This is a genomic window from Corallococcus sp. AS-1-6, assembly GCF_020037015.1.
Lineage (GTDB): Bacteria > Myxococcota > Myxococcia > Myxococcales > Myxococcaceae > Corallococcus.
Genome location: NZ_JAIQDE010000028.1, coordinates 22,876 through 41,235 on the forward strand (window position 1 = coordinate 22,876; position 18,360 = coordinate 41,235).

15 protein-coding genes are annotated in these 18,360 nt (G+C 70.6%); 3 read left to right on the forward strand and 12 right to left on the reverse strand.

Translation table 11 applies throughout. The annotated features are described in order from the left end of the window. Positions 1-7: 7 nt before the first annotated feature. Both K8612_RS30580 and K8612_RS30585 read right to left on the reverse strand, forming a co-directional pair. Entirely contained in the window at positions 8-376 is a 369-nt protein-coding gene (locus K8612_RS30580) for a hypothetical protein (protein WP_223764860.1), read from the reverse strand. A 132-nt stretch (positions 377-508) separates the two neighbouring features. Then, entirely contained in the window at positions 509-2,161 is a 1,653-nt protein-coding gene (locus K8612_RS30585) for a formate--tetrahydrofolate ligase (protein WP_223742569.1), read from the reverse strand. Positions 2,162-2,339: 178 nt separating this feature from the next. On the opposite strand from K8612_RS30585, the gene K8612_RS30590 reads away from it, so the two are divergent. Then, the gene (locus K8612_RS30590) at positions 2,340-3,119 is read left to right on the forward strand and encodes a hypothetical protein (RefSeq protein ID WP_223764861.1); all 780 of its coding nucleotides are present in this window, start codon (positions 2,340-2,342) and stop codon (positions 3,117-3,119) included. A gap of 4 nt (positions 3,120-3,123) precedes the next feature. Here the strand turns inward: K8612_RS30590 and K8612_RS30595 are convergent, their stop codons facing one another. The 6 genes from K8612_RS30595 to K8612_RS30620 form a co-directional block, all read right to left on the reverse strand. Beyond that, the gene (locus K8612_RS30595) at positions 3,124-3,792 is read right to left on the reverse strand and encodes a hypothetical protein (RefSeq protein ID WP_223764862.1); all 669 of its coding nucleotides are present in this window, start codon (positions 3,790-3,792) and stop codon (positions 3,124-3,126) included. 11 nt (positions 3,793-3,803) lie between these two features. Beyond that, positions 3,804-4,466 carry a DUF4276 family protein gene (locus tag K8612_RS30600; protein ID WP_223764863.1) on the reverse strand — a complete coding sequence of 221 codons (663 nt, stop codon included), beginning with the start codon at positions 4,464-4,466 and terminating at the stop codon, positions 3,804-3,806. A 3-nt stretch (positions 4,467-4,469) separates the two neighbouring features. Further along, on the reverse strand, positions 4,470-5,633 hold the full coding sequence (locus K8612_RS30605; RefSeq protein ID WP_223764864.1) for an AAA family ATPase: 1,164 nt from the start codon (positions 5,631-5,633) through the stop codon (positions 4,470-4,472). 98 nt (positions 5,634-5,731) lie between these two features. After that, positions 5,732-8,443, reverse strand: a complete 2,712-nt coding sequence (locus K8612_RS30610; protein ID WP_223764865.1) for an AsmA family protein — start codon at positions 8,441-8,443, stop codon at positions 5,732-5,734. Between the two features lie 218 nt (positions 8,444-8,661). After that, positions 8,662-9,126, reverse strand: a complete 465-nt coding sequence (locus K8612_RS30615; protein WP_223764866.1) for a fibril protein — start codon at positions 9,124-9,126, stop codon at positions 8,662-8,664. 160 nt (positions 9,127-9,286) lie between these two features. Beyond that, complete coding sequence (locus K8612_RS30620) at positions 9,287-10,168, reverse strand: iron-containing redox enzyme family protein (RefSeq protein ID WP_223742563.1); 882 nt, start codon at positions 10,166-10,168, stop codon at positions 9,287-9,289. Positions 10,169-10,388: 220 nt separating this feature from the next. Between K8612_RS30620 and K8612_RS30625 the strand changes: the two genes are divergently transcribed. After that, entirely contained in the window at positions 10,389-11,204 is an 816-nt protein-coding gene (locus K8612_RS30625; protein WP_223764867.1) for a dimethylarginine dimethylaminohydrolase family protein, read from the forward strand. A gap of 73 nt (positions 11,205-11,277) precedes the next feature. Here the strand turns inward: K8612_RS30625 and K8612_RS30630 are convergent, their stop codons facing one another. Continuing rightward, positions 11,278-12,030 carry a sterol desaturase family protein gene (locus K8612_RS30630; RefSeq protein WP_223742595.1) on the reverse strand — a complete coding sequence of 251 codons (753 nt, stop codon included), beginning with the start codon at positions 12,028-12,030 and terminating at the stop codon, positions 11,278-11,280. Between the two features lie 357 nt (positions 12,031-12,387). On the opposite strand from K8612_RS30630, the gene K8612_RS30635 reads away from it, so the two are divergent. After that, entirely contained in the window at positions 12,388-12,723 is a 336-nt protein-coding gene (locus K8612_RS30635) for a hypothetical protein (RefSeq protein WP_223742561.1), read from the forward strand. A gap of 15 nt (positions 12,724-12,738) precedes the next feature. Here K8612_RS30635 and K8612_RS30640 read toward each other — a convergent pair whose 3' ends face one another. From K8612_RS30640 to K8612_RS30650, 3 genes are all read right to left on the reverse strand, one after another. Further along, positions 12,739-13,839, reverse strand: coding sequence for a hypothetical protein (locus K8612_RS30640; protein ID WP_223764868.1), 1,101 nt, complete (start codon positions 13,837-13,839; stop codon positions 12,739-12,741). 29 nt (positions 13,840-13,868) lie between these two features. After that, a complete protein-coding gene (locus K8612_RS30645) occupies positions 13,869-15,386 on the reverse strand; it encodes a VWA domain-containing protein (protein ID WP_223742559.1) in 1,518 nt (505 codons plus the stop codon). A 109-nt stretch (positions 15,387-15,495) separates the two neighbouring features. Then, entirely contained in the window at positions 15,496-18,342 is a 2,847-nt protein-coding gene (locus K8612_RS30650; RefSeq protein ID WP_223764869.1) for a PAS domain S-box protein, read from the reverse strand. Positions 18,343-18,360 lie beyond the last annotated feature (18 nt).

An 18,360-nucleotide genomic window follows, 5' to 3' on the forward strand; every position in this document is an offset into this window, starting at 1 on the left:
GCAGCCCTCAGCCAGCCCACACGCTCCGGGGGCGGCGGCGCTGGTACTCGTCCCGGAGCGCCCGGACCCTCGCGTAGTCATGCTCGGAGAGCACGGTGCGGAACGCCTTCGTCTTCCCGGTCAGGAGGACGAGGCTCGGGCCGCCCAGGCCCAGCGCTGCCCCGTCCCGCTCCAGGAGGCAGAAGAGCCGGTAGTGACGCCGGCCCCTGCCATCCGCCCGGACCTCATGGAGCCCCGCCATGGCGCCGTGCATGGCCTCCCATTTGCCGCCGCCGCTGAAGGCGGGCGGTGGTGCGTCCGCCACGGCCTTCACGACAGCGAGCAGCTTCGCGCTGACGGTGTCCGGACACGCGTCGAGGAAGTCGCGGGCAGGCACGGTGCGCGCCGGATCCTCCTCCGGATGGCGCTGGAAGAAGTGGATGCGCCAGGGCTGAGCGTGCTTCGGGTGGGGCAGGGGCGAGCGCTCCCGTCGAGAGAAGACGGGAGACGCTACGCCCTACCCCTGACGTCACTCGCCCTGCATCAGGCCCGTGATGCTGCCGTCCGGGTGGACCGTGACGCGGCGGGCGGCGGGCTCTCTTGGCAGGCCCGGCATGGTGAGCAGCTCTCCCGTCAGCGCCACCAGGAAGCCCGCTCCCGCGGACAGGCGCACCTCTCGCACCGTCAACGTGAAGCCCCGGGGCCGGCCCGTCTTCGCCGGGTCGTCCGACAGGGACAGGTGCGTCTTCGCCATGCAGACCGGCAGCCCCGCGCCTCCCAGCGCCCTTGCCGTCTCCAGGTCCTTGCGCGCCCCCGCCGTGAAGGCCACGTCGTCCGCGCCGTACACCGTGCGCGCGATGGCGCGGATCTTCTCCTCCGGCGTCTGCTCCAGCTCGTAGAGGAAGCGCGGCTTCGGCGGCGCCGCGTCCGTCGCGTCCAGCATCGCGAGCACCGTGTCCGCCAGCTCCAGCGATCCCTCGCCGCCCTTGCCGAACCCGTCGCAGACGGCGATGCCCACGCCCCGCGCCTTCGCGAACGCGCGCAGCTCGTCCAGCTCGCCTTCCGTGTCCTGCGGGAACCGGTTCACGCACAGCACCGCCGGCAGGCCGAACGCCGCCACCGACTCCAGGTGCTTCTCCAGGTGGTTGAAGCCCTTCAGGAGCGCCTCGCGGTCCGGATCCGCCACCTTCGCCGCCGCCGCGCCGCCGTGGTGCTTCAGCGCCCGCAGCGTCACCACCAGCATCACGCCCCGGGGCCACACGCCCGCGCTCCGGCACTTGATGTCCAGGAACTTCTCCGCGCCCAGGTCGAAGCCGAAGCCCGCCTCCGTCACCACCTCGTCCGCGTACGCGAGCGCCAGCCGCGTGCCCACCACGGACGAGCACCCGTGCGCGATGTTGCCGAACGGCCCCGCGTGGACGATGGCCGGGCCACCCTCGCGCGTCTGGGCCAGGTTGGGCATCAGCGCGTCCTTGAGCAGCGCCACCATGGACGCCGCCGCGTTCACGTCGTTCGCGCGCACCGGCGAGCCGTCCGGCGCCTGCCCCACCACGATGCGCCCCAGCCGCGCCTCCAGGTCCTTCAGGTTCTCTGACAGCGCGAGGATGGCCATCACCTCGCTGGCGGCCGTGATGTCGAAGGACGTCTCGCGCGGCACGCCGTGCGCCTTGCCGCCCAGCCCCACGATGACGTTGCGCAGGAACCGGTCGTTCATGTCCATGGCGCGGCGCCAGCGCACCCGCGTGCCCTCCAGCGCCACCGGGTGGCCGTAGTACACGGCGTTGTCCACCAGCGCGGACAGCAGGTTGTGCGCGCTGGTGATGGCGTGCAGGTCGCCGGTGAAGTGCAGGTTGATGTCCGCCGCCGGCTCCAGGCTCGCCTGCCCGCCGCCGGTGCCGCCGCCCTTCACGCCGAAGACGGGCCCCAGCGACGGCTCGCGCAGCGCCGCCACCGCCCTGCGGCCCCGCTTGCGCAGGCCCATGGCCAGCGCCACGGACATGGTCGTCTTGCCCTCGCCCGGGGGCGTGGGGTTGATGGCGGACACCAGCACCATGCGGCCCTGGCGCGAGCCGCGGCCCAGGGCGTCCAGCGACACCTTCGCGCGGTCGCGGCCCCAGGGGAGGACATCTTCCGGCGCGAGCCCCAGCTCGGCGCCGACTTCAGTGATGGGACGGAGCGTCATGGCGGGGGACTCTCCGTGCCCGGCGGGAGGAGGTCAACGCTCGCGAACGGAGGGCAGGCAGGCGCGCGTCGCGGGACGTTTCCCCAGGATGCAGGCGGGTGGGAGGATGCGGACCGCAGGGCGGGGCTTTGGGGGCGCGATGGAATACGCGGCCGGGAGTTCCGTCAGGGAGAGCATCATGAACCGCATTCTCGGCATCGCATCGGTGGGGATGGCTTCGCTGGCGCTCGGGGTGGCCCTGTGGGGGCCTGGCAGGTCGGAGACCCCTGCCGTCCAGGAGGCGCCCCGCGTGCAGGACTCGACGGCGGACGTCCGGGCGCTCCAGAACCGGGTGAAGGCGCTGGAGGAGACGGTGCAGCTCCTGTCCCGGCGGATGATGGCCTTCGAGCAGGGCGGCGGCACGGCCCAGGCCGGCACGGGCGGTCCTCCGCCCGCGGGCCTGGAGGCGGAGGTGGCGAAGCTGCGCGAGGAGCTGCGCGGCGTGATGGTGGGCGAGGCGCTGAGCAACGACAGCGCGAAGCAGTCGCTGAAGGAGCTGATGCGCACGGTGCAGGACGAGCAGCGCACCGAGCAGCGCCAGCAGTGGCAGCAGCAGGTGGACCAGATGCGCGCGCAGGCGGAGACCGAGCGCTCCCAGCGCATGAAGGACTTCATCCGCAACGCGGGGCTCAACTACAGCCAGGAGCAGGCGCTGACGAAGGCGATGCAGGCCGAGGACGCGAAGCGCCAGGAGCTGGCGTCGGCGATGGCGGGAGGCCGGCCGGGGCGTGACATGCGCCAGCAGATGCGAGACCTGCGCACGCAGACCGACGCGGAGATGCAGAAGGTCCTCAGCGCGGAGCAGATGACGCAGTACCAGCAGATGCGCCGCGACGACATGAACCCGCGCGGCGCGGGCGGCCCCCGGGGCGGCCCCATCGGCGGTGGCTGGGACACGCGCGCCGCTGGCGGGCAGTAGCCGCTCAGGCCCGCAGGACGTCTTCCAGGTCGAAGGCGTCCGCCAAGGCCAACGACGGGGTGCATAGCAGCACAGGGATTCGTGAGGACGCCGCGCGAGCGGATTGGCCCCGGTCCCAGACAGCATTCGCGGGCAGGTCCACGTCCCGTTCCTCCAGGAAGAGGAACGGGACGTTCGCGTCGAAGGACTCCGCGGGCTGGACACGGAAGCCCCGCAGGAAGCCGTTCATCGCCCGCGAGGCACTGTCGGCGATCTCCCCCAGCCACGCGGCTTCTCCGTCGCCCAAGGAGACCGTGGGGCCGGGAGGGAAGGTGGAGAGAAAGGCCTCGTCGCGAGGCGCGTCGGGCTCCACGAAAGGGATTGATAGCCCCGCGCGCAGGGACAGTTCTTCCTGGACGACGCGCCACCGGCCATCCGGGAAGCGATGCAGCGCCACGGTGTAGTCGTAATCATCCACGCCCAGCACCAGCGTCACGGGACCGTCGACCGCGTCCAGCACCTGCGACTGTTGAAGCCGGCCGTGGGCCAGGTCGCGCAGCAGCGTGAATAAGGTCACCAAGTCGCGCGTGGCCTCGCCTTCCGGATCCAAGAGGACCGTCAGCCGGGGCTTCGGCACGAGATCGCGCAGCGAGCGCAGGCCCTCGGCCTGGATGCGCGTGATCCGGTTGGACATGGGCTAAGAGCCTATCCCTCCGCGAGCGCTTCGAGCTTCGACAGCCACTGGGCGAAGTGGGGGCACGCGGCGCGGATGGCAGGAAGCCCGATGCTCATCACCGCCAGTGGGCCGTGCAAGGTCTTCTGATAGCCGGGAGAAACAGACAGGACGCGCTTGGAGGGAGCTGTGTCTGGATGCTCGTTGATCTCCTCGGGAGATTGCACGCTGGCTCGGATGGCCTGGAGCTTCGTGATCTCCTCCGTGGAAAACGAGATGGAGCACTGGCTGGGGTCGGTGAACAGCAACGCCTCGAACTCGTGCAGCACCAGATGGGGAAGGAAGCGGCGATGGCCGATGTCCTCGGCGAAGGCACGTTCCACATGTTCGACGCGTGCGTAGCAGTCGCCCTGAGGACGGGTCGCGAGTCCTGGGAAGTCCTTGGGCAGGCCGTAGTAGTCGAGCATCGATGTCACGCACGACGCTCCGGTATCACCAAGCAGGCGCCGCAGGTCCCCCTGGACGAGAGCATACTGGGGAACACCGCCTTTGAAGCTGCCGCCTTCCTTGACGTACTTGGTGACCACCAGTCGAGGAATGAGTGCCAGTCCCAGGCGCAGCAGATGGGGCGCGAGCACTTCGCGGACGAAGGTCTCCTCGGTCTGCCCCTCAACGAGAATGAGGACGCGCTTCATGGCTCAGCCCGGACGACCGCCCAGGACGTTCTTCTCCCAGAGTTCTCCCAGGCTGTAGCTCTCTAACCACGAGGCCGTCTCTTCCGCAGTGGGGCGGTGGAACGTGGACGCGCGATCCTGGCGGTCCACGATGACGAGGTCCTCCGGGGTGAACTGATTCACCAGCGTCACGGACTGGGTGGAGAGGATGATCTGCGACTTCTGCGAAGCGCTGCGCACCATGCCTGCGAGGAGCTGGATGGCATAGGGATGCAGGCCGAGTTCTGGCTCATCGATGATGATCATCGGTGGGAGTTCAGGCTGGAGCAGGAGCGTCGCGAGGCAGATGAAGCGAAGCGTCCCGTCAGAGAGCGCATGCGCGTTGAAGTAATCGTCGGAGTCGCGCTCAGACCACTCCAGCAGGATCTTCTGGTCGTTGAATGGGCTGGGGCGCAGACGGAAGTCGTCGAAATAGGGCGCCGCGAGCCGGACCGTCGCCACGATGCGGCGGTAGCTCTCGAGGTGTTTCTCGCGCAGGAGATAGAGGAACGCAGCGAGGTTCGAAGCATCCGCGCGGAGCGCTTCGTTGTCGTTGATGTCATGGGTCTGCTTCAGATGGGCACCCGAACTTGTGTCCTGGAAGTGGTAGACCTTGAGACCGCTGAAGATAATTCCGACCCGATTAAGAAGCACTCTGAAGTCATTAATGCCTTGCAGCCTTGTTGGAGCCTCTGTCTCCAGCTCAGAGAAGAGTTTCTGCAGGTGCGGTTCGTATCTGCGCGACCAGCTTGCTTCAGTTAAGAAATTCTGGGCTGATGCTAAGGGTATGGCATTGAATTCCGCGCGGAGCGGAAGCATCACGGAATCATTCGTGATGATGAATGAGTCCTCATTCGTGGGTGTCAGCTCGAACTGCTGTGCAAATTGCTGTGCATTAAAAGTGAGCTTAAACCGGAGGAATGGCGTCTGTTTCCGACCGTAATGCAGCAGGCTGTCCGCGCCGCCCGCCTGCGCGATGTGTTGCTGAAGCCGACCCTCTCTCATCCTCTGAATCAGCGTGAACACGGAGATGAAGTTGCTCTTCCCCGCGCCGTTCGCGCCAATCAGGACGTTGATGGGACGCAGGTCGAGCGCCATCTCCCTGATGGACTTGAACCCCGCGATTTCAATCCGCTCCAGCGTAGGCATCGTCCACCCACCTTACGACGTCAGCCCCTGAAACAGCCACGCCGCGAAGCTCCCGGAGGAACCTCGCGGCGCGAGTGATGCCAGGCCCCTGCCGGCGCCTACTTCCCGCCGAAGATGCCCTTGAGGCGCTTCTTCGCCTCCTCCTCGGCGCGCTGCTTGGCCTTCTCCTGTTCGAGGCGGGCCTGGTCCTCCAGCTTCTTCTTCTCCTCGTTGGCGCGCGCCTCCATCTCCTGGCGCTTCGCCTCCGCTTCGGCCTTCGCCTTGTCCTGGCCGCCCGTGAGGAGGTCCTCCACGGCCTTGCCCTTCTCACCCAGCAGGCTGCCCGCCACGGACGCCCCGGCCAGCTTCAGGATGGTCGCCGCCGCCGGCTTGACGTCCACGCCCGTCACCTCCGGGCTCCACGCCTTGCCCGAAATCTTCAGCCCCACCGGGATGGACTCCGTCGGCGTCACCTTGCCCACCGTCAGCGTCTTGATGGTCGCGGGCGTCAGCGACACGCCGCCCGTCAAATCCAACGTGCCGTCCAGCCCGATGCCGCCGTCGAAGCTCATCGCCGCCTCCGGCCGCGTCCAGGTGATGGGCTTGCTCAACTGCGCCACGCCGTTCTTGATGGTCACGCTGAAGGGCAGGTCCGCGCCCAGCGACGTCACCTCGCCGCTCTTGAGCGCCTTCGCGAAGGGCAGCGCCTTGGCCAGCGGCCCCGTGACGGATGACACCAGGTCCTTGCCCAGGAACGTGCCCTCCAGCAGGTTGCCGTTGATGCCGCCCAGCAGCGTCTGCTTCAGCCTGTCCGGCGTGTAGCCCACGCCCTGCACGTCCACGTTGCCGTTGAACTTGCCCGTCAGCACCTGCTTCGGCGTGCGCGCCGCCAGCGCCTGCGCCATCTCCAGGCCCTGCACCTGCACCTTCGCGGTGAAGGGCCGGGCCTCCGGCGCGGGCCCCAGGCGGATGGTCGTCCCGTCCGCCACCACCTTGCCGCCGTAGAGGCCCGTCGAGAACTTCTCCACCGTGATGAGGTCGTCCACCATCTTCACGACGCCCGTCACGTTGGTGAGGTCCATCGCCGTGTAGCGCAGCGACCCGATGGCGAACTGGATGTCACCCCGGTAGCCGTTGAAGCGGTTGGCGTCCACCGGCGGCTCCGGCGGCGGCTTGCCGCCGTTGCGCGCCAGCACCTCCTCCTCGCTCATCAACAACTTCTCCGCATCCAGCTTCGCGGCCTTCACGTCCGCCTTGAACGTCGTCGTCGCCTTCTTGCCCGTGCCCGCGAGCGTCACCGTGGCGTTGCCCGTCACCGTGTCCTCCAGCGCGCCCAGGCTCATGCTGGAGACGTTCACCGTCATCCCGCTGCCCGTCTTCGCTGGCGCGTACGTGCCCGCCGCCGTCATCTCCAGCCGCTGCCCCGGCGCCTTGTTCACCAGCAGGCCCGGCCGCAGGTCCACGCCGTTCAAGTCCGCCTTCGCGTCGAAGCGCAGCGCGCCGCCGCTCGCCGCCGCGCCCGTCACCTTCGCGTTCAGCTTCATCGCGCCGCCGGCTTCCTTCGACAGTTGATCCGGCACCCGCAGCCGCACCGGCGTCAGGTCCACCGCGATGTTGATGGCCTGCGCCTCCTGCGTGCCGCTGCCGCGCACGTCCAGGCCGATGGGGCCGGCCACCATCCCGTTGAGCTGCTTGCGCAGCGGCGGGTAGTACTCGGCGAGCACGGCCGGGTCCAGGTTGCGGCCCACCAGCTCGAGCCCCTCCACCGCGGGCTTGTCCGTGAGCAGCCCCTTCACCTTGCCCTTGCCCGTGATGGCCGCGGGGCCCAGGTTCAAGTTCAGCTTGTCCAGCGCCAGGTCGCCGGTGGCCATGTCGCCCGTCACGTCCGTGTCGAGCACCACGTCCAGCGCCTTGCCGCCCTCGGAGCCGGCGAACTTCATCCCCAGCGCCTTGATGACGCCCACGAGCTTCGTGGGGCCCTTGCCGCCGGGCACCGCGCCGCCCAGGTCCGCCTTCCAGTCCGCGTCCAGCGTGCCCGCCTGCAGCCCCACGTCCGGGGGCAGGAACGGCCCCAGCGGCGACAGGTCGATGTGCTCCGCCTTCAGCGTCACCTGCTCAGGCGTGGGGATGAGCGTCGCCGGCAGCGGCGCCGCGGCGAGCGTCATCTTCAGGTTCTGCTTGTCCGCCAGCACCGCGGCCGCCAGGTCCACCTTCAGCGGCTGGCCCACGCGCAGGTCCTTCACCTCGATGTCCAGGTCCTTCACCGCCAGCTCGCGCGCCTTGTCGCCGCCCGCGCGGTCCACGAAGCGGATGACGCCGTCGGTGAGCGCCGCGCGCTCCACGTGCACGCCCGACAGGTCCGTGGGCTGCGTCTCCTCCTCCGGCGTCTGCTCCTTCGGCTGCTGCGCGGCCAGCTTCTCCTGGAGGCGCTGCACGTTGGTGGTGCCATCCGCCAGGCGGAGGACGTTCACGGTGAGCCCGGACACCTCCGCGTCCTGCACTCGGATGTCCTTGCCCTTGGAGGTGAGCAGCGGCATCGCCGCCACGCTCACCGTCACGTCCTTCACCTCCGCGAGCGGCAGGTCCTCGCCCTCGGCGGCGCCCACGCTGACGTTCTGGATGCGAGCGCCCACGTAGGGAAAGAGCTTCGTGGAGACGTCGCCAATCTCGATGGGGCGCCCCAGCTTCTGCGAGTACGTCGCGGCCTGGTCCCGCGCCGTCTTCAGCAGGATGGCGTCCAGGCGCCACAGCACCACCGCCACGATGGCGATCAGGAGGACGAGGATGCCTCCCAGCACATACGGCCAACGCTTCTTCTTCACAGCCGCCACGGTTCCTCCTCCGTCGGGAGAGCGGTCGAACGCTTAGCGCAGCGCCAAGGGGGCCGCACCTCCCATCCGAGAGGGGAGGTTGTAAGCGTGACGGTGAACACCCGGGGGAACGTCACACTCCCGTCGACCCTTGCATCTAGGCACGGCGGCCCCTGCTCGGAAGGGGGTCGCTTGAGTCCCCACGACTTCGCGGATTCAGGGAGTTTGGCGGCGGCGCCCTACAGGTCGATGATGTCCGGCTCCGTCCCGGAGGGCGGCGGCGCGTCGCCCTGGCCCTCCAGCAGGAAGCCCCAGGGCGCGTACACGCTCCCGCCGGTGAAGGCGTCCACGTAGAGCACCACCGGCGTGTCCAGCCCGTCGTAGGTCACCTCGAAGATGGACAGCCGGCCCTTTCCCTCGCCCTGGCCGTCCACCTCGGTGAACTCGCAGCAGTCGCCCATGCGGCGCCACGCCACCGGCTGTCCCTGCGGGCCTCGCAAGAGCTTGAAGTACGCCATCACGCCCTTGTCGCCCCAGCCCACCCGCACCGGGTTCTCCGGCCGGGTGCCGTAGGTCAGCGGATCCGGCCGCTTCGGCATCAGGGGCGCGGTGCGGCGCATCACCTCCTCCATGGACGTGCCCGGGGAGGCGCACGCCGTCAGGAGGAGCAGCGCGGCGGCGGGGATGCTTCGGAACAGGGACATCGGGACCTCCAGCTCGGCCTTGGGAAACGCCCCAAGCTGGCGCCCGCCCCGGCTCCGGCGCATCCCCGGCCCCGGGCGGACCGTCCTTCGGGAAACGCACCCCCGAGCCTGGCGCACACGCGCAAGGTCCCGGGGGGAAGGACGGCCAGGCTGCGCCGCTTCAACTGAGCGACTTCAGGTCCAGCCCCAGCTCGTGGCGGTAGCGCTCGAAGCACCGCGCGCCCGCCGTCAGCCGCAAGAGGGCCCCTTCCGCCAGGGGCCGCGCGCACGCGGGGTTCGCCTCCACCAGCGGACGCAGGACCTCCTTGTTCCAGGTCTCGGAGTGCTTCACGTCCAGCGTGGAGTGCAGCGCGTAATAGCGCCGCACGCGCATGTCGAACCCCAGACGCTTGAGGCCCTCGTTGACGCACGCGGTGCGGCCCGGCGCCGTCTCCTCCACGATGCCCAGCGCGCCCACCGCGTGGAACGTGTAGCGGCGGTTGAGCGCGAACGCGCAGAGCAGGTTCGCCAGCGCGTGCGCTTCCCACACCGTGTCCTCGTCCGTGGGCTTCAACCCCAGCTTCCGGGCCATCTCCGCGAGCATCGGCCCGTGCATCGCGTCCTCGCGCCCGCGGCCCATCTCGTCCCAGTAGTTGCGCGCCAGCTCCAGCTTCGCCCGCGTGGGCAACTGCAACTGCGTCAGCGCCACCAGGTCATCGAAGCCGGCCTCGCCCGCGACCTCCTGCGTGAGGAACCAGTCCATCTGCTCGCGCGTGGCCTGCGTGGCGAGCCACGGGAACAGCGGATCATGCTGTCCGGGACCGGACTCCTTCAGGTCCTCGAACCACGCGATGAACCCGTCCGCGTCCTCCGGCGCCTCGGCGGCCCATGCCGCCACGCGCTGTCGCTCCGCCTCCACGTATTCGCCCTCCAGCAACCGCAACTGCGTCTCCTCCTGCACGGCTGCTCGCCAGCCCTCGGTGGGAAAGCCCGGCGCCAGTCGTGCGCGGTTGAAACGCAAGAGGGTCCTGTGAAGCCGTTCGGACAGGCGTGCGTCCTCCATTCCCGCTTCCCCAGCCACCTCGCCAAGCCCGCTCATGGTGCGCACCCTCTCTTCACATACCGGAAGGCGGGAGTGCCTTCCGGTCACATGTATGGGGATGACCTTGCACACCGGCCACATCGCTCCCGCCACCTTCGCCGTCAGTCAGGTGCGTTGCGAAAAGGACCACGTCCGCTCTCGCGACTGCGCGTATCAGGTCGCATGGAACATCAACCCGCATATGAAGCCCGGCGCCGTCGCGTGGCGGCGCGCGTGCACGCAGCACCGCGAGCTGCTGCGCGCCCTGCGTGAAGCGGGCGCGGGCTTCTTCGAGCTGCCCTTCGTCCACGGCGCGTTCGACTCCGTGTTCGCCAAGGACAACGCGGTGCTCGTCTCCCAGGAGGGAGAGCTGCGCGCCCTGCTCGCCACCATGCGCCACGGCCAGCGCCGCGGTGAGCAGCTCGCGCGCGCCCGGTGGCTGTCCGCGCGCGGCTTCGACGTCATCGAGCCGCCGCGCGTGCACATCGAAGGCGGCGACGTGGCCATGCTGCCCTCGGGCCGGGGCGCCTTGCTGGGCTGGGGCATGCGCTCCACGCAGCGCGCCGCGGGCGTGCTGGAGGCGTTCCTCTCCGCGCCCGTCACGCCGCTGGAGCTGTGCGACCCGTACCTCTACCACCTGGACACCGCGCTCACCGTCCTGTCGGACGGCACCGCGCTGGTGTGTCCGGAGGCCTTCACGCCGGAGTCGCTGCGCATGCTGGAGCGCACCGAGGGCATCCAGCAGGTGGTCCCCATCGCGCGCGAGGACGCGCTCGCGTTCGGGCTCAACCTGGTGGAGGTGGGCAACACCGTCATCGTCGGCGCGCGCGTGCCCCGCGTGGAGGCGGTGCTGCGCGGCCTGGGGCGCCGGCCCGTCAGCGTGCGGTTGGATCAATTCCACCTGGCCGGCGGCAGCGCGGCGTGCCTCGTGGCGCGCGTGCACACCCTGCCGCCCCTGTCCGCCCGGCGCTTTCGCGAGGAGCAGGCGCGGGACGTGGCCCAGCCGCTCTCCGCGTGACGTGCGCATAAACGAAGACCTCCCCGGGCGACGAAGCGCGCGGGGAGGTCCGGGGTGAAGCGGGAGCGGAGGCTCAGGACTGCTGTTCGCCGGAGGCCTCCGGCGCGCTCAGCCCCTCCGCGCCCCAGAAGCGGCGCGGGTGGCCGTCACCGCGGGTGCCGCCGGAGAGCTTGTCCACCCAGGGGTACTTCCGCGCCTCTTCGGCCGTGTAGCCCAGGTTGAAGACGGTGGGGCTCTTGGGCTTGTCGGAGGCCTTCTCGTACAGCGTGCCGAACACGCGGTCCCAGAAGTAGTTGGTGATGCCGTAGTTGCCCTGCTCGTTGTGGAAGTGGTGGGACATGTGCAGCCGCTTGATGTCCTTCAGCCACTTCTGCTGCGGGGCGTAGTTGAGGTGCTGGATGCAGTGGCAGAACTCGTAGAAGCACGTGGTCACCATGCCCCAGCCCAGCGCCGCCGCCGCGCCGGCCTTGCCGCCGATGAGGTAGCCGATGGGCGTGAGCACCAGCGCGATGGTGGGCAGCGTGGTGTGCAGCGCGCCGAAGAGCACGCGCAGGTCGTGCGGGTCCTGGTGGTGGTCGAAGTGGATGCGCTTCCACGTCACCGCCGTCGCCGCGGACTTGTAGAGGAAGCGGCCGTGCAGGATGTACCGGTGGATGAGGTACCAGCCGAACGGGTACGCCACCGTGGCCAGCAGCACCGCCGCGCCCATGCGCACCGGCGCCTCGAACCACTTCACGGACAGCACGATGCAGGTGATGCCGATAAGGATGTAGGCGACGACGGCGTAGTAGGTGAAGAACGAGTAGACCAGGTCGCGCAGCGACATCCGGTCCAGGTTGTGCTTCCGGTTCAGGAAAGAGACCGCCACGGGGATTTTCTCACTCTCCGCTCCGGCGCGTGGCCCGGGCTGCCGGGGTGCGCGGGGCTCGAAGGCTTGCTCGCATCCCGGCCCTGGGGGTGATGCGGAGTCCCTGAGCTATCAGTCAAGAGGCCCCTTGGCCCAGGAACAGTGGGGGCTCTCTTAGCGCCTTCCTGGAGGCGTTGAGAAGCTCCACTGTTGCCGCGCCCGCACATTGTCTGGCTGTCCGGCCCCCATCCGACCCGAAGGCAGACTTCCATGCGGGAAGTCCACACCCCACCTTTCCGTCCACGGACGCGAGCGATCGCACGAGGGGGCAGACAGATGGCGCGCAAGGCACAGGGACAACAGGACAGCGGGACCCAGGCGGGGGCACGCCCCGCGCGGCGGAAGACGAGCACCCGGAAGACGGCCAGCGCCCCCAGCGAGGGCCGCCTGGAGCTGCGCCGGGACATCGCCGAGTACCGCGCCGCCGCGGAGGCCCAGGCCGACATCGTGCGCGAGCGCATCAACGCCGCGCTGGAGGTCAGCCGCCGCACGCGCGAGGAAATCGAGCAGCGCATCGCCAGCGAGCTGCACACGCCCCGCGTTACCGCGAAGAAGGCCGCGGCTCCGGCGCGCAAGCGCACCCGCGCTGCCTCGCGCGCGTCGACGAAGTAGGCCGAGGCCCGGCGCTCAGGAGCGGACCGCGGGCGCCCGCGCGGCCTGCGCCGCTCCCTCCGGGCCGGAGGACTCCAGGTCCAGGGCGGAGAGCTTCTCCGCCAGCGCCTGGACCTGGTCGCCGCCGCCCGGGTGGGACGCGGCCCGGGCGCCGATGAAGCACACGCGGGCCCGCTCCAGCAGGGCCACCTGTGCGTGCAACTGCGCGAAGAGGCGCTCCTGCCGGCGCGACAGCGCATCCAGGTGGTTGAGCTCCTCACCCAGCGACGCGGCGGCGCGCTCCAACTGGCGGCGGGCCACGCCGTCCTGCGCGTCCTGGGCGCGCTTCTTCAACTCCTGCACCTGCGAGTCCACGCTCCCCTGGGACGCGGAGGCCAGTTGCGCCTCCAGCTCGGTGTGGGACTCGGCCAGCGTGAAGGCGTCCCGGGCCAGCTTCCCGAGCACGGCCTGGAGCTTCTCCAGCCCCGGGCCCCGGGCCAGCTTGCGCGCCTCATCCTGGCACTGGCGGTAGAGCGTGAGCGCCCGGGCCACCAGGCCGCGCACCTCGCCGGAGAGCGTGGCCTCCAGCCGCATGCCCCGGGTGGCCACCGCGTCCAGGTCCATGGCCAGGTTCGCCGGCAGCGTGCCGATGCTCCAGAACAGCGCCACCACGGCGTAGTCCACCATCAGCGGGAAGTAGCCCCACGCCGGGAGGAAGCGCGCGTCGAGCACCTGGTGCACGTACAGCCCCAGCGCGGTGGTGACGCCCGCCGCCCCGGCGCACAGCGCGACCTGGAGCGGCGTGCCCACGCTGTCGCGCCCGTTGCCCCGCCACGCCAGCAGCCCCGCGGCGATGGCGCCCGCCACCGCGTGGGTCCAGTCCGGCGCCAGCCCCAGCACGTAGGGCAGGGCGGGCAGCAGCACCAGCCCCGCGCGCACCAGGAGGTTCTCCGCCGCCTTCGGCTTCACCGCGGTGATGGCCGCCGCCATCAGCGCGAAGTAGCCCGGCTCCACCGGCACGCGCAGCACCTGCCGCGCCACGCCGGCCACCATCGCCATGGCCCCGGCGCCCACGAGCGCGTACAGGCAGCGCGACTCGAAGTCCTCCCGCCGGATGAGTTGGATGGAGAGCGACATGGCGCACCGGCTTCCGGACCGCGGGGGGACTAATAGCTGTTGTTCTGCCCGAAGTTCTTCATCGACTTCTTCTTGAGGTTGAGGGCCTCCTGGCGGACCTCGGAGTCACTGCGGGCACTGCCATAGGCTGCCTGGGTCCTGTCCAGGTCCGCAAGCTCCCCCGAGAGCGCGGACGCCGAAGCGCCGAACAGTTTACGCGCGTTGCCCAGGAGGTTGAGCGCGCTCTCGCGGTTGCCGCTCTGCATCTGTTCAGCGGCCGCCTGGAGCTGCTGGGTGCCCAGCGCGCGGATGGCGTGGACGCGCACGTCGCGGTCCAGGTTCGCGTGCACCACCTGCACGTCGTTCGTCACCTTCGCGCCCAGCGCCAGCGTCACCCGCGACGGCAGGTCCGCCACCACGTCCACGTACGACGCCGAGGCGTCCAGCACGTTCATGTCCGCCGCGTTCGCCGGCGCGTCCAGCGTCAGCTTCGCCACCACGCGCGCGGACTGGCCGCCCGTCAAGTCGTAGAGGGGGATGCGCACGGCGTTGCCGTCGCGGGTGGAGGGCAGGCCCATCACCTCCACGCCGCTCACGCCGGGCGGCAGGGTCAGCGTCAGGCTCACGTCGCGGGCGACGGTGCTGGCGGCCTGCTCCAGCTCGCGGGTGAAGATGGCGGCCAGCTCCGAGGAGTCGCTGACGAAGCCGGAGAAGCCGCCGCCGCGCTCGGCCATGCCGCGCATCAGCGTGTCGTTGAAGCCGCTGCCCACGCCCAGCGCGCTCACGGTGATGCCCGCCTCGCGCATCCGGCCCACCGCGGAGAAGAGGCCGTCGTTGGTCGTCACGCCCTCGGTGGGCTCGCCGTCGCTCAGCAGGATGGCGCGCGTCACCCGGTACTGCTTCGCGTACGTGCGCACCGCGTCCGCGCCCGCCGCCAGCCCGCCGCTCATGTGCGTGCCGCCGTTCACCTGGATGGCGTCGATGGTGCTCAAGAGCTCGCGGCGCGTGGCGTCGTTGATCTCCACGCTGGGCACCACCTTCACGTCGGAGCCGTAGTGCACCAGCGCCAGGCGGTCCCCGTCGCGCAACTGCCGCACCAGCTCCTGGGCGGCGCGCTTCGCGTCCACCAGCTTGGAGCCATCCATGGAGCCGGAGCGGTCCACCACCAGCGCCAGGTTCACCGGCACGCGCTGCTGCTTCTCCGGCGCGCGCGCCTTCAGCTCGAACACGGCGAAGGCCTCACCCGGGCCCGCCTTCACGTACGCGCCGGACAGCTTGCCCGTGAGCTCCACCCGCCCCGCCGTGCCGGACGCGGGCTGCCCCAGGATGACGGGCAGCACGCCCTGGATGGGCGCCTCACCCGGCTGCACCACGGTGTGGGTCTGGTCCACGGAGGAGGTGGCCACGGGCGGGGTGCGGCGCGTGTGCCCGTTGGGGAGCCGGTCGGAGACGGGCCCGGTCATGGGCGGGTGCGACGTGCCCTTCGCGAAGAACGAGCGCGCGTCCAGCGCGAGCGCGCCCACGAACAGCAGGCCAGCCAGGGTCAGCAACAGTTTGGTGCGGTTCATGCGCGACGGACCTTCCCCCAAGGGGTGCGAGCGGACGAGCACACGCTCGCAGACCCGTCACGGGGGCGCATCGGTCAGCGGGAGGACCCTCCTCCCGATGACCGATGGGTCAGGCCGCGTCCGGCGGGCCGTGCCGCACCAGCTCCTCCACGGCGCCGCGCACGCGCGCCTCGTCGAAGGGCTTCTCCAGGAGCGGGTTGGGGACGTGCTCCAGGAACTCGCGCGCCCCCGCGGTGAAGGCGCCGCCGGACACGAAGACGAAGCGGCGCTCCAGGCCCGGGTGGTCGCGCCGCACGGCCTCGTACACGTCGCGGCCGGCCAGGTCCGGCATCATCACGTCGCACAGCACCGCGTCGAAGCCCGGCGCCCGCGACATGCGCTCCAGCGCCTGACGGCCGCTCGTGGCCACCTCCACGTCGTGGCCGCGCAGGAGCCGCTGCAGCACGCGGCCCACCGCGGGCTCGTCGTCCACCACCAGCACGCGGCCCCGGGGCACCACGGGCGCGGCGGGCAGCGGGACCTCCGGCGCGCGGACAATGGGCTCGGGCTGGGGCGCGGGCAGCACCACGCGGAACGTGCTGCCCCGGCCCGGGGTGCTGTCCACCTGGATGTCGCCGCCCAGCCCCGTGATGATGCCGTGGCAGATGGACAGCCCCAGGCCGGTGCCCACGCCCACGGGCTTGGTGGTGAAGAACGGGTCGAAGATGCGCCCCAACACCTCCGGCGCGATGCCGCTGCCCGTGTCGCGCACCTCCACCACCACCTGCCCGCCGGACGCGCGCGTGACGAGCACCACCTCGTGGTCGTGCGCGGAGCCCTCCGGAATCGCCTGCGCCGCGTTCACCACCAGGTTGAGGAACACCTGGCAGAGGCGGCCCTCGTTGGCCATCACCTGCGGCACGGTGCCGTAGTCCCGGCGCAGCCGCGCGCGGTGCCGGATTTCATTGGCGGCCATCATCACCACCGAGTCCAGCACCGCGTGCACGTCCACCGGCGTCATGCGCTCTTCGTCCGGCCGCGAGAACGTCTTCAACTGGCGGACAATCTGGCGCACGCGCTCGGCGCCCTCGCACGCCTCGCTCAGCACCTCCTGCCACTCCGCCACGTCCGGCGGGCGCACGCCGCGCGCGCCGGGGGCGGGGGACAGGTGGTGGCGGAACTCGTCCGACAGGAAGCCCAGGTTGGAGACCACGAAGGCCAGCGGGTTGTTGATTTCGTGCGCGATGCCCGCCGCGAGCGTGCCCACCGACGCCAGCCGGTCCGCCAGCGTCAGCCGCGCCTTCAACTGGCGCTGCTCCGTCACGTCGCGCGCGATGGACACCACCGCGGGCTGGCCGTCGAAGCGCAGGGGCAGGCTCGCCAGCTCCACCACGCGCGTGCGCCCGTCGCGCAGCACCAGGCGCCGCTCGCTGGTGAGCGGCGTGCTGTCCCCGGACGCCACGTCCGTGCCCGGCACGTCCGCCAGGAACTCCGACAGGCGGCGGCCCACCAGCTCCTCCGCGCGCTCGAAGCCCAGCGTGGTGACGAGCACCGCGTTGGCGTAGACGATGTGGCCGTCGCGCTCGATGGCCGCGGGGTCGGGGAAGCCCTCCAGCAGCGCGCGCAGGCTGGCCTCGGAGCGCTTCAGCGCCTCCTCCACCTGCCGCCGCTCCGTGATGTCGCGCGCCAGGCCCTCCACCGCCACCACGCGGCCCGCGGCGTCCGTCACCGGCGCCACCACGTGCTCCAGCCACAGCAGGCTGCCGTCCGGGCGCAGGAAGCGCAGCTCCACCGTGGCGCCGTCCACGGACTGGGGCGACTCCAGCAGCCGCTCCAGCGCGGCCCGGTCATCCGGGTGCACCTGCCGGTACCACAGCTCCGGATCCGCGTAGTGCGCCTCAGGCCCCAGGCCCAGCTTCGCGTGCGCCACGCGGCTGACGTACGCGAAGCCGCGCGGCGCCTCCCGCCGGTAGAGGTACAGCACGTCCGACGCGTTCTCCGCGAGCTGGCGGAAGCGGTGCTCGTGCTCGCGCAGCGCCCGTTCGGACGCGCGGCGCTCCAGCGCCACGGAGATGGCGCCGCTGGCCGCGGACAGCAGGTCCACCTCCAGCCGGTCCCACTCCCGCGCCTCGAAGCAGTTGTCGAAGCCCACGAACCCCACCAGCCGCCCCTGCACGCGCAAGGGCAGCACCAGCAGCGTGAGGATGCCCTGCGGCTCCAGCAGCTCCCGCTCGATGGGGGGGAAGGTGGCCACGCGCCCGGTGACGACCTCGCCGCGCCCCAGCAGGTTCGCCCAGCGCCCCAGGATGGGCAGCACCGGGAGGTCCTGGAGCATCGGGTTGTCTATTTCCGGCGTCACCCCGGGCGCGCACCACTCGGCGCGCTGGCTGCACAGCAGCGCCCCCTTCGCGTCGGTGAAGGTCTCGAAGACGTAGACGCGGCTGGCGCCGGAGGCCTGCCCCAGCGGCGCGAGCGCGGGGCTGTACAGGTCGCCTCCTTCCGGCACCGACAGCAGCCGCTGCTGCATGTCCACCAGCGCGGTGAGGTAGCGCTCGCGCCGGGCCAGCGCGTCGCTCGTGCGCTTGCGCTCGGTGATGTCGTTGAGCGTGCCGGCCATGCCCACCAGCGTGCCCTCTTCGTCGAGCGTCACCCGCGCGAAGACGTCCACCCACCGGAAGCCGCCGTCGCGCGTGAGGTAGCGCACCTCGTGCTGCACGTAGTCGCGCTCGCGCGTGAGCAGCGAATGGCACACGTCCAGCACGCGCGCCCGGTCGTCCGGGTGCACGAAATCCAGCGCCACCCGGCCCAGGCACTCCTCCACGGGGAAGCCCGTCACCTCGGTCCACGCGGGATTGAGGAAGACCCACGTGCGCTCCGTGTCCGTCTGGAACACGACCTCCTGGAGCGTGTCGATGACCTGACGGAAGCGGCGCTCGGTGGGGGTGGTGCCGTCAGGCCGGGGAAACGGCATCTGCATGCAGGGGACTCGCGGTGG

Excerpts from the sequence above, each read along its gene's own strand:
- K8612_RS30585 (WP_223742569.1), bottom strand. The coding sequence starts at position 2,161 with ATGACGCTCCGTCCCATCACTGAAGTCGGCGCCGAGCTGGGGCTCGCG.
- K8612_RS30590 (WP_223764861.1), top strand. The coding sequence starts at position 2,340 with ATGAACCGCATTCTCGGCATCGCATCGGTGGGGATGGCTTCGCTGGCG.
- K8612_RS30595 (WP_223764862.1), bottom strand. The coding sequence starts at position 3,792 with ATGTCCAACCGGATCACGCGCATCCAGGCCGAGGGCCTGCGCTCGCTG.
- K8612_RS30600 (WP_223764863.1), bottom strand. The coding sequence starts at position 4,466 with ATGAAGCGCGTCCTCATTCTCGTTGAGGGGCAGACCGAGGAGACCTTC.
- K8612_RS30605 (WP_223764864.1), bottom strand. The coding sequence starts at position 5,633 with ATGCCTACGCTGGAGCGGATTGAAATCGCGGGGTTCAAGTCCATCAGG.
- K8612_RS30615 (WP_223764866.1), bottom strand. The coding sequence starts at position 9,126 with ATGTCCCTGTTCCGAAGCATCCCCGCCGCCGCGCTGCTCCTCCTGACG.
- K8612_RS30620 (WP_223742563.1), bottom strand. The coding sequence starts at position 10,168 with ATGGAGGACGCACGCCTGTCCGAACGGCTTCACAGGACCCTCTTGCGT.
- K8612_RS30625 (WP_223764867.1), top strand. The coding sequence starts at position 10,389 with ATGAAGCCCGGCGCCGTCGCGTGGCGGCGCGCGTGCACGCAGCACCGC.
- K8612_RS30630 (WP_223742595.1), bottom strand. The coding sequence starts at position 12,030 with ATGTCGCTGCGCGACCTGGTCTACTCGTTCTTCACCTACTACGCCGTC.
- K8612_RS30635 (WP_223742561.1), top strand. The coding sequence starts at position 12,388 with ATGGCGCGCAAGGCACAGGGACAACAGGACAGCGGGACCCAGGCGGGG.
- K8612_RS30640 (WP_223764868.1), bottom strand. The coding sequence starts at position 13,839 with ATGTCGCTCTCCATCCAACTCATCCGGCGGGAGGACTTCGAGTCGCGC.
- K8612_RS30645 (WP_223742559.1), bottom strand. The coding sequence starts at position 15,386 with ATGAACCGCACCAAACTGTTGCTGACCCTGGCTGGCCTGCTGTTCGTG.
- K8612_RS30650 (WP_223764869.1), bottom strand. The coding sequence starts at position 18,342 with ATGCAGATGCCGTTTCCCCGGCCTGACGGCACCACCCCCACCGAGCGC.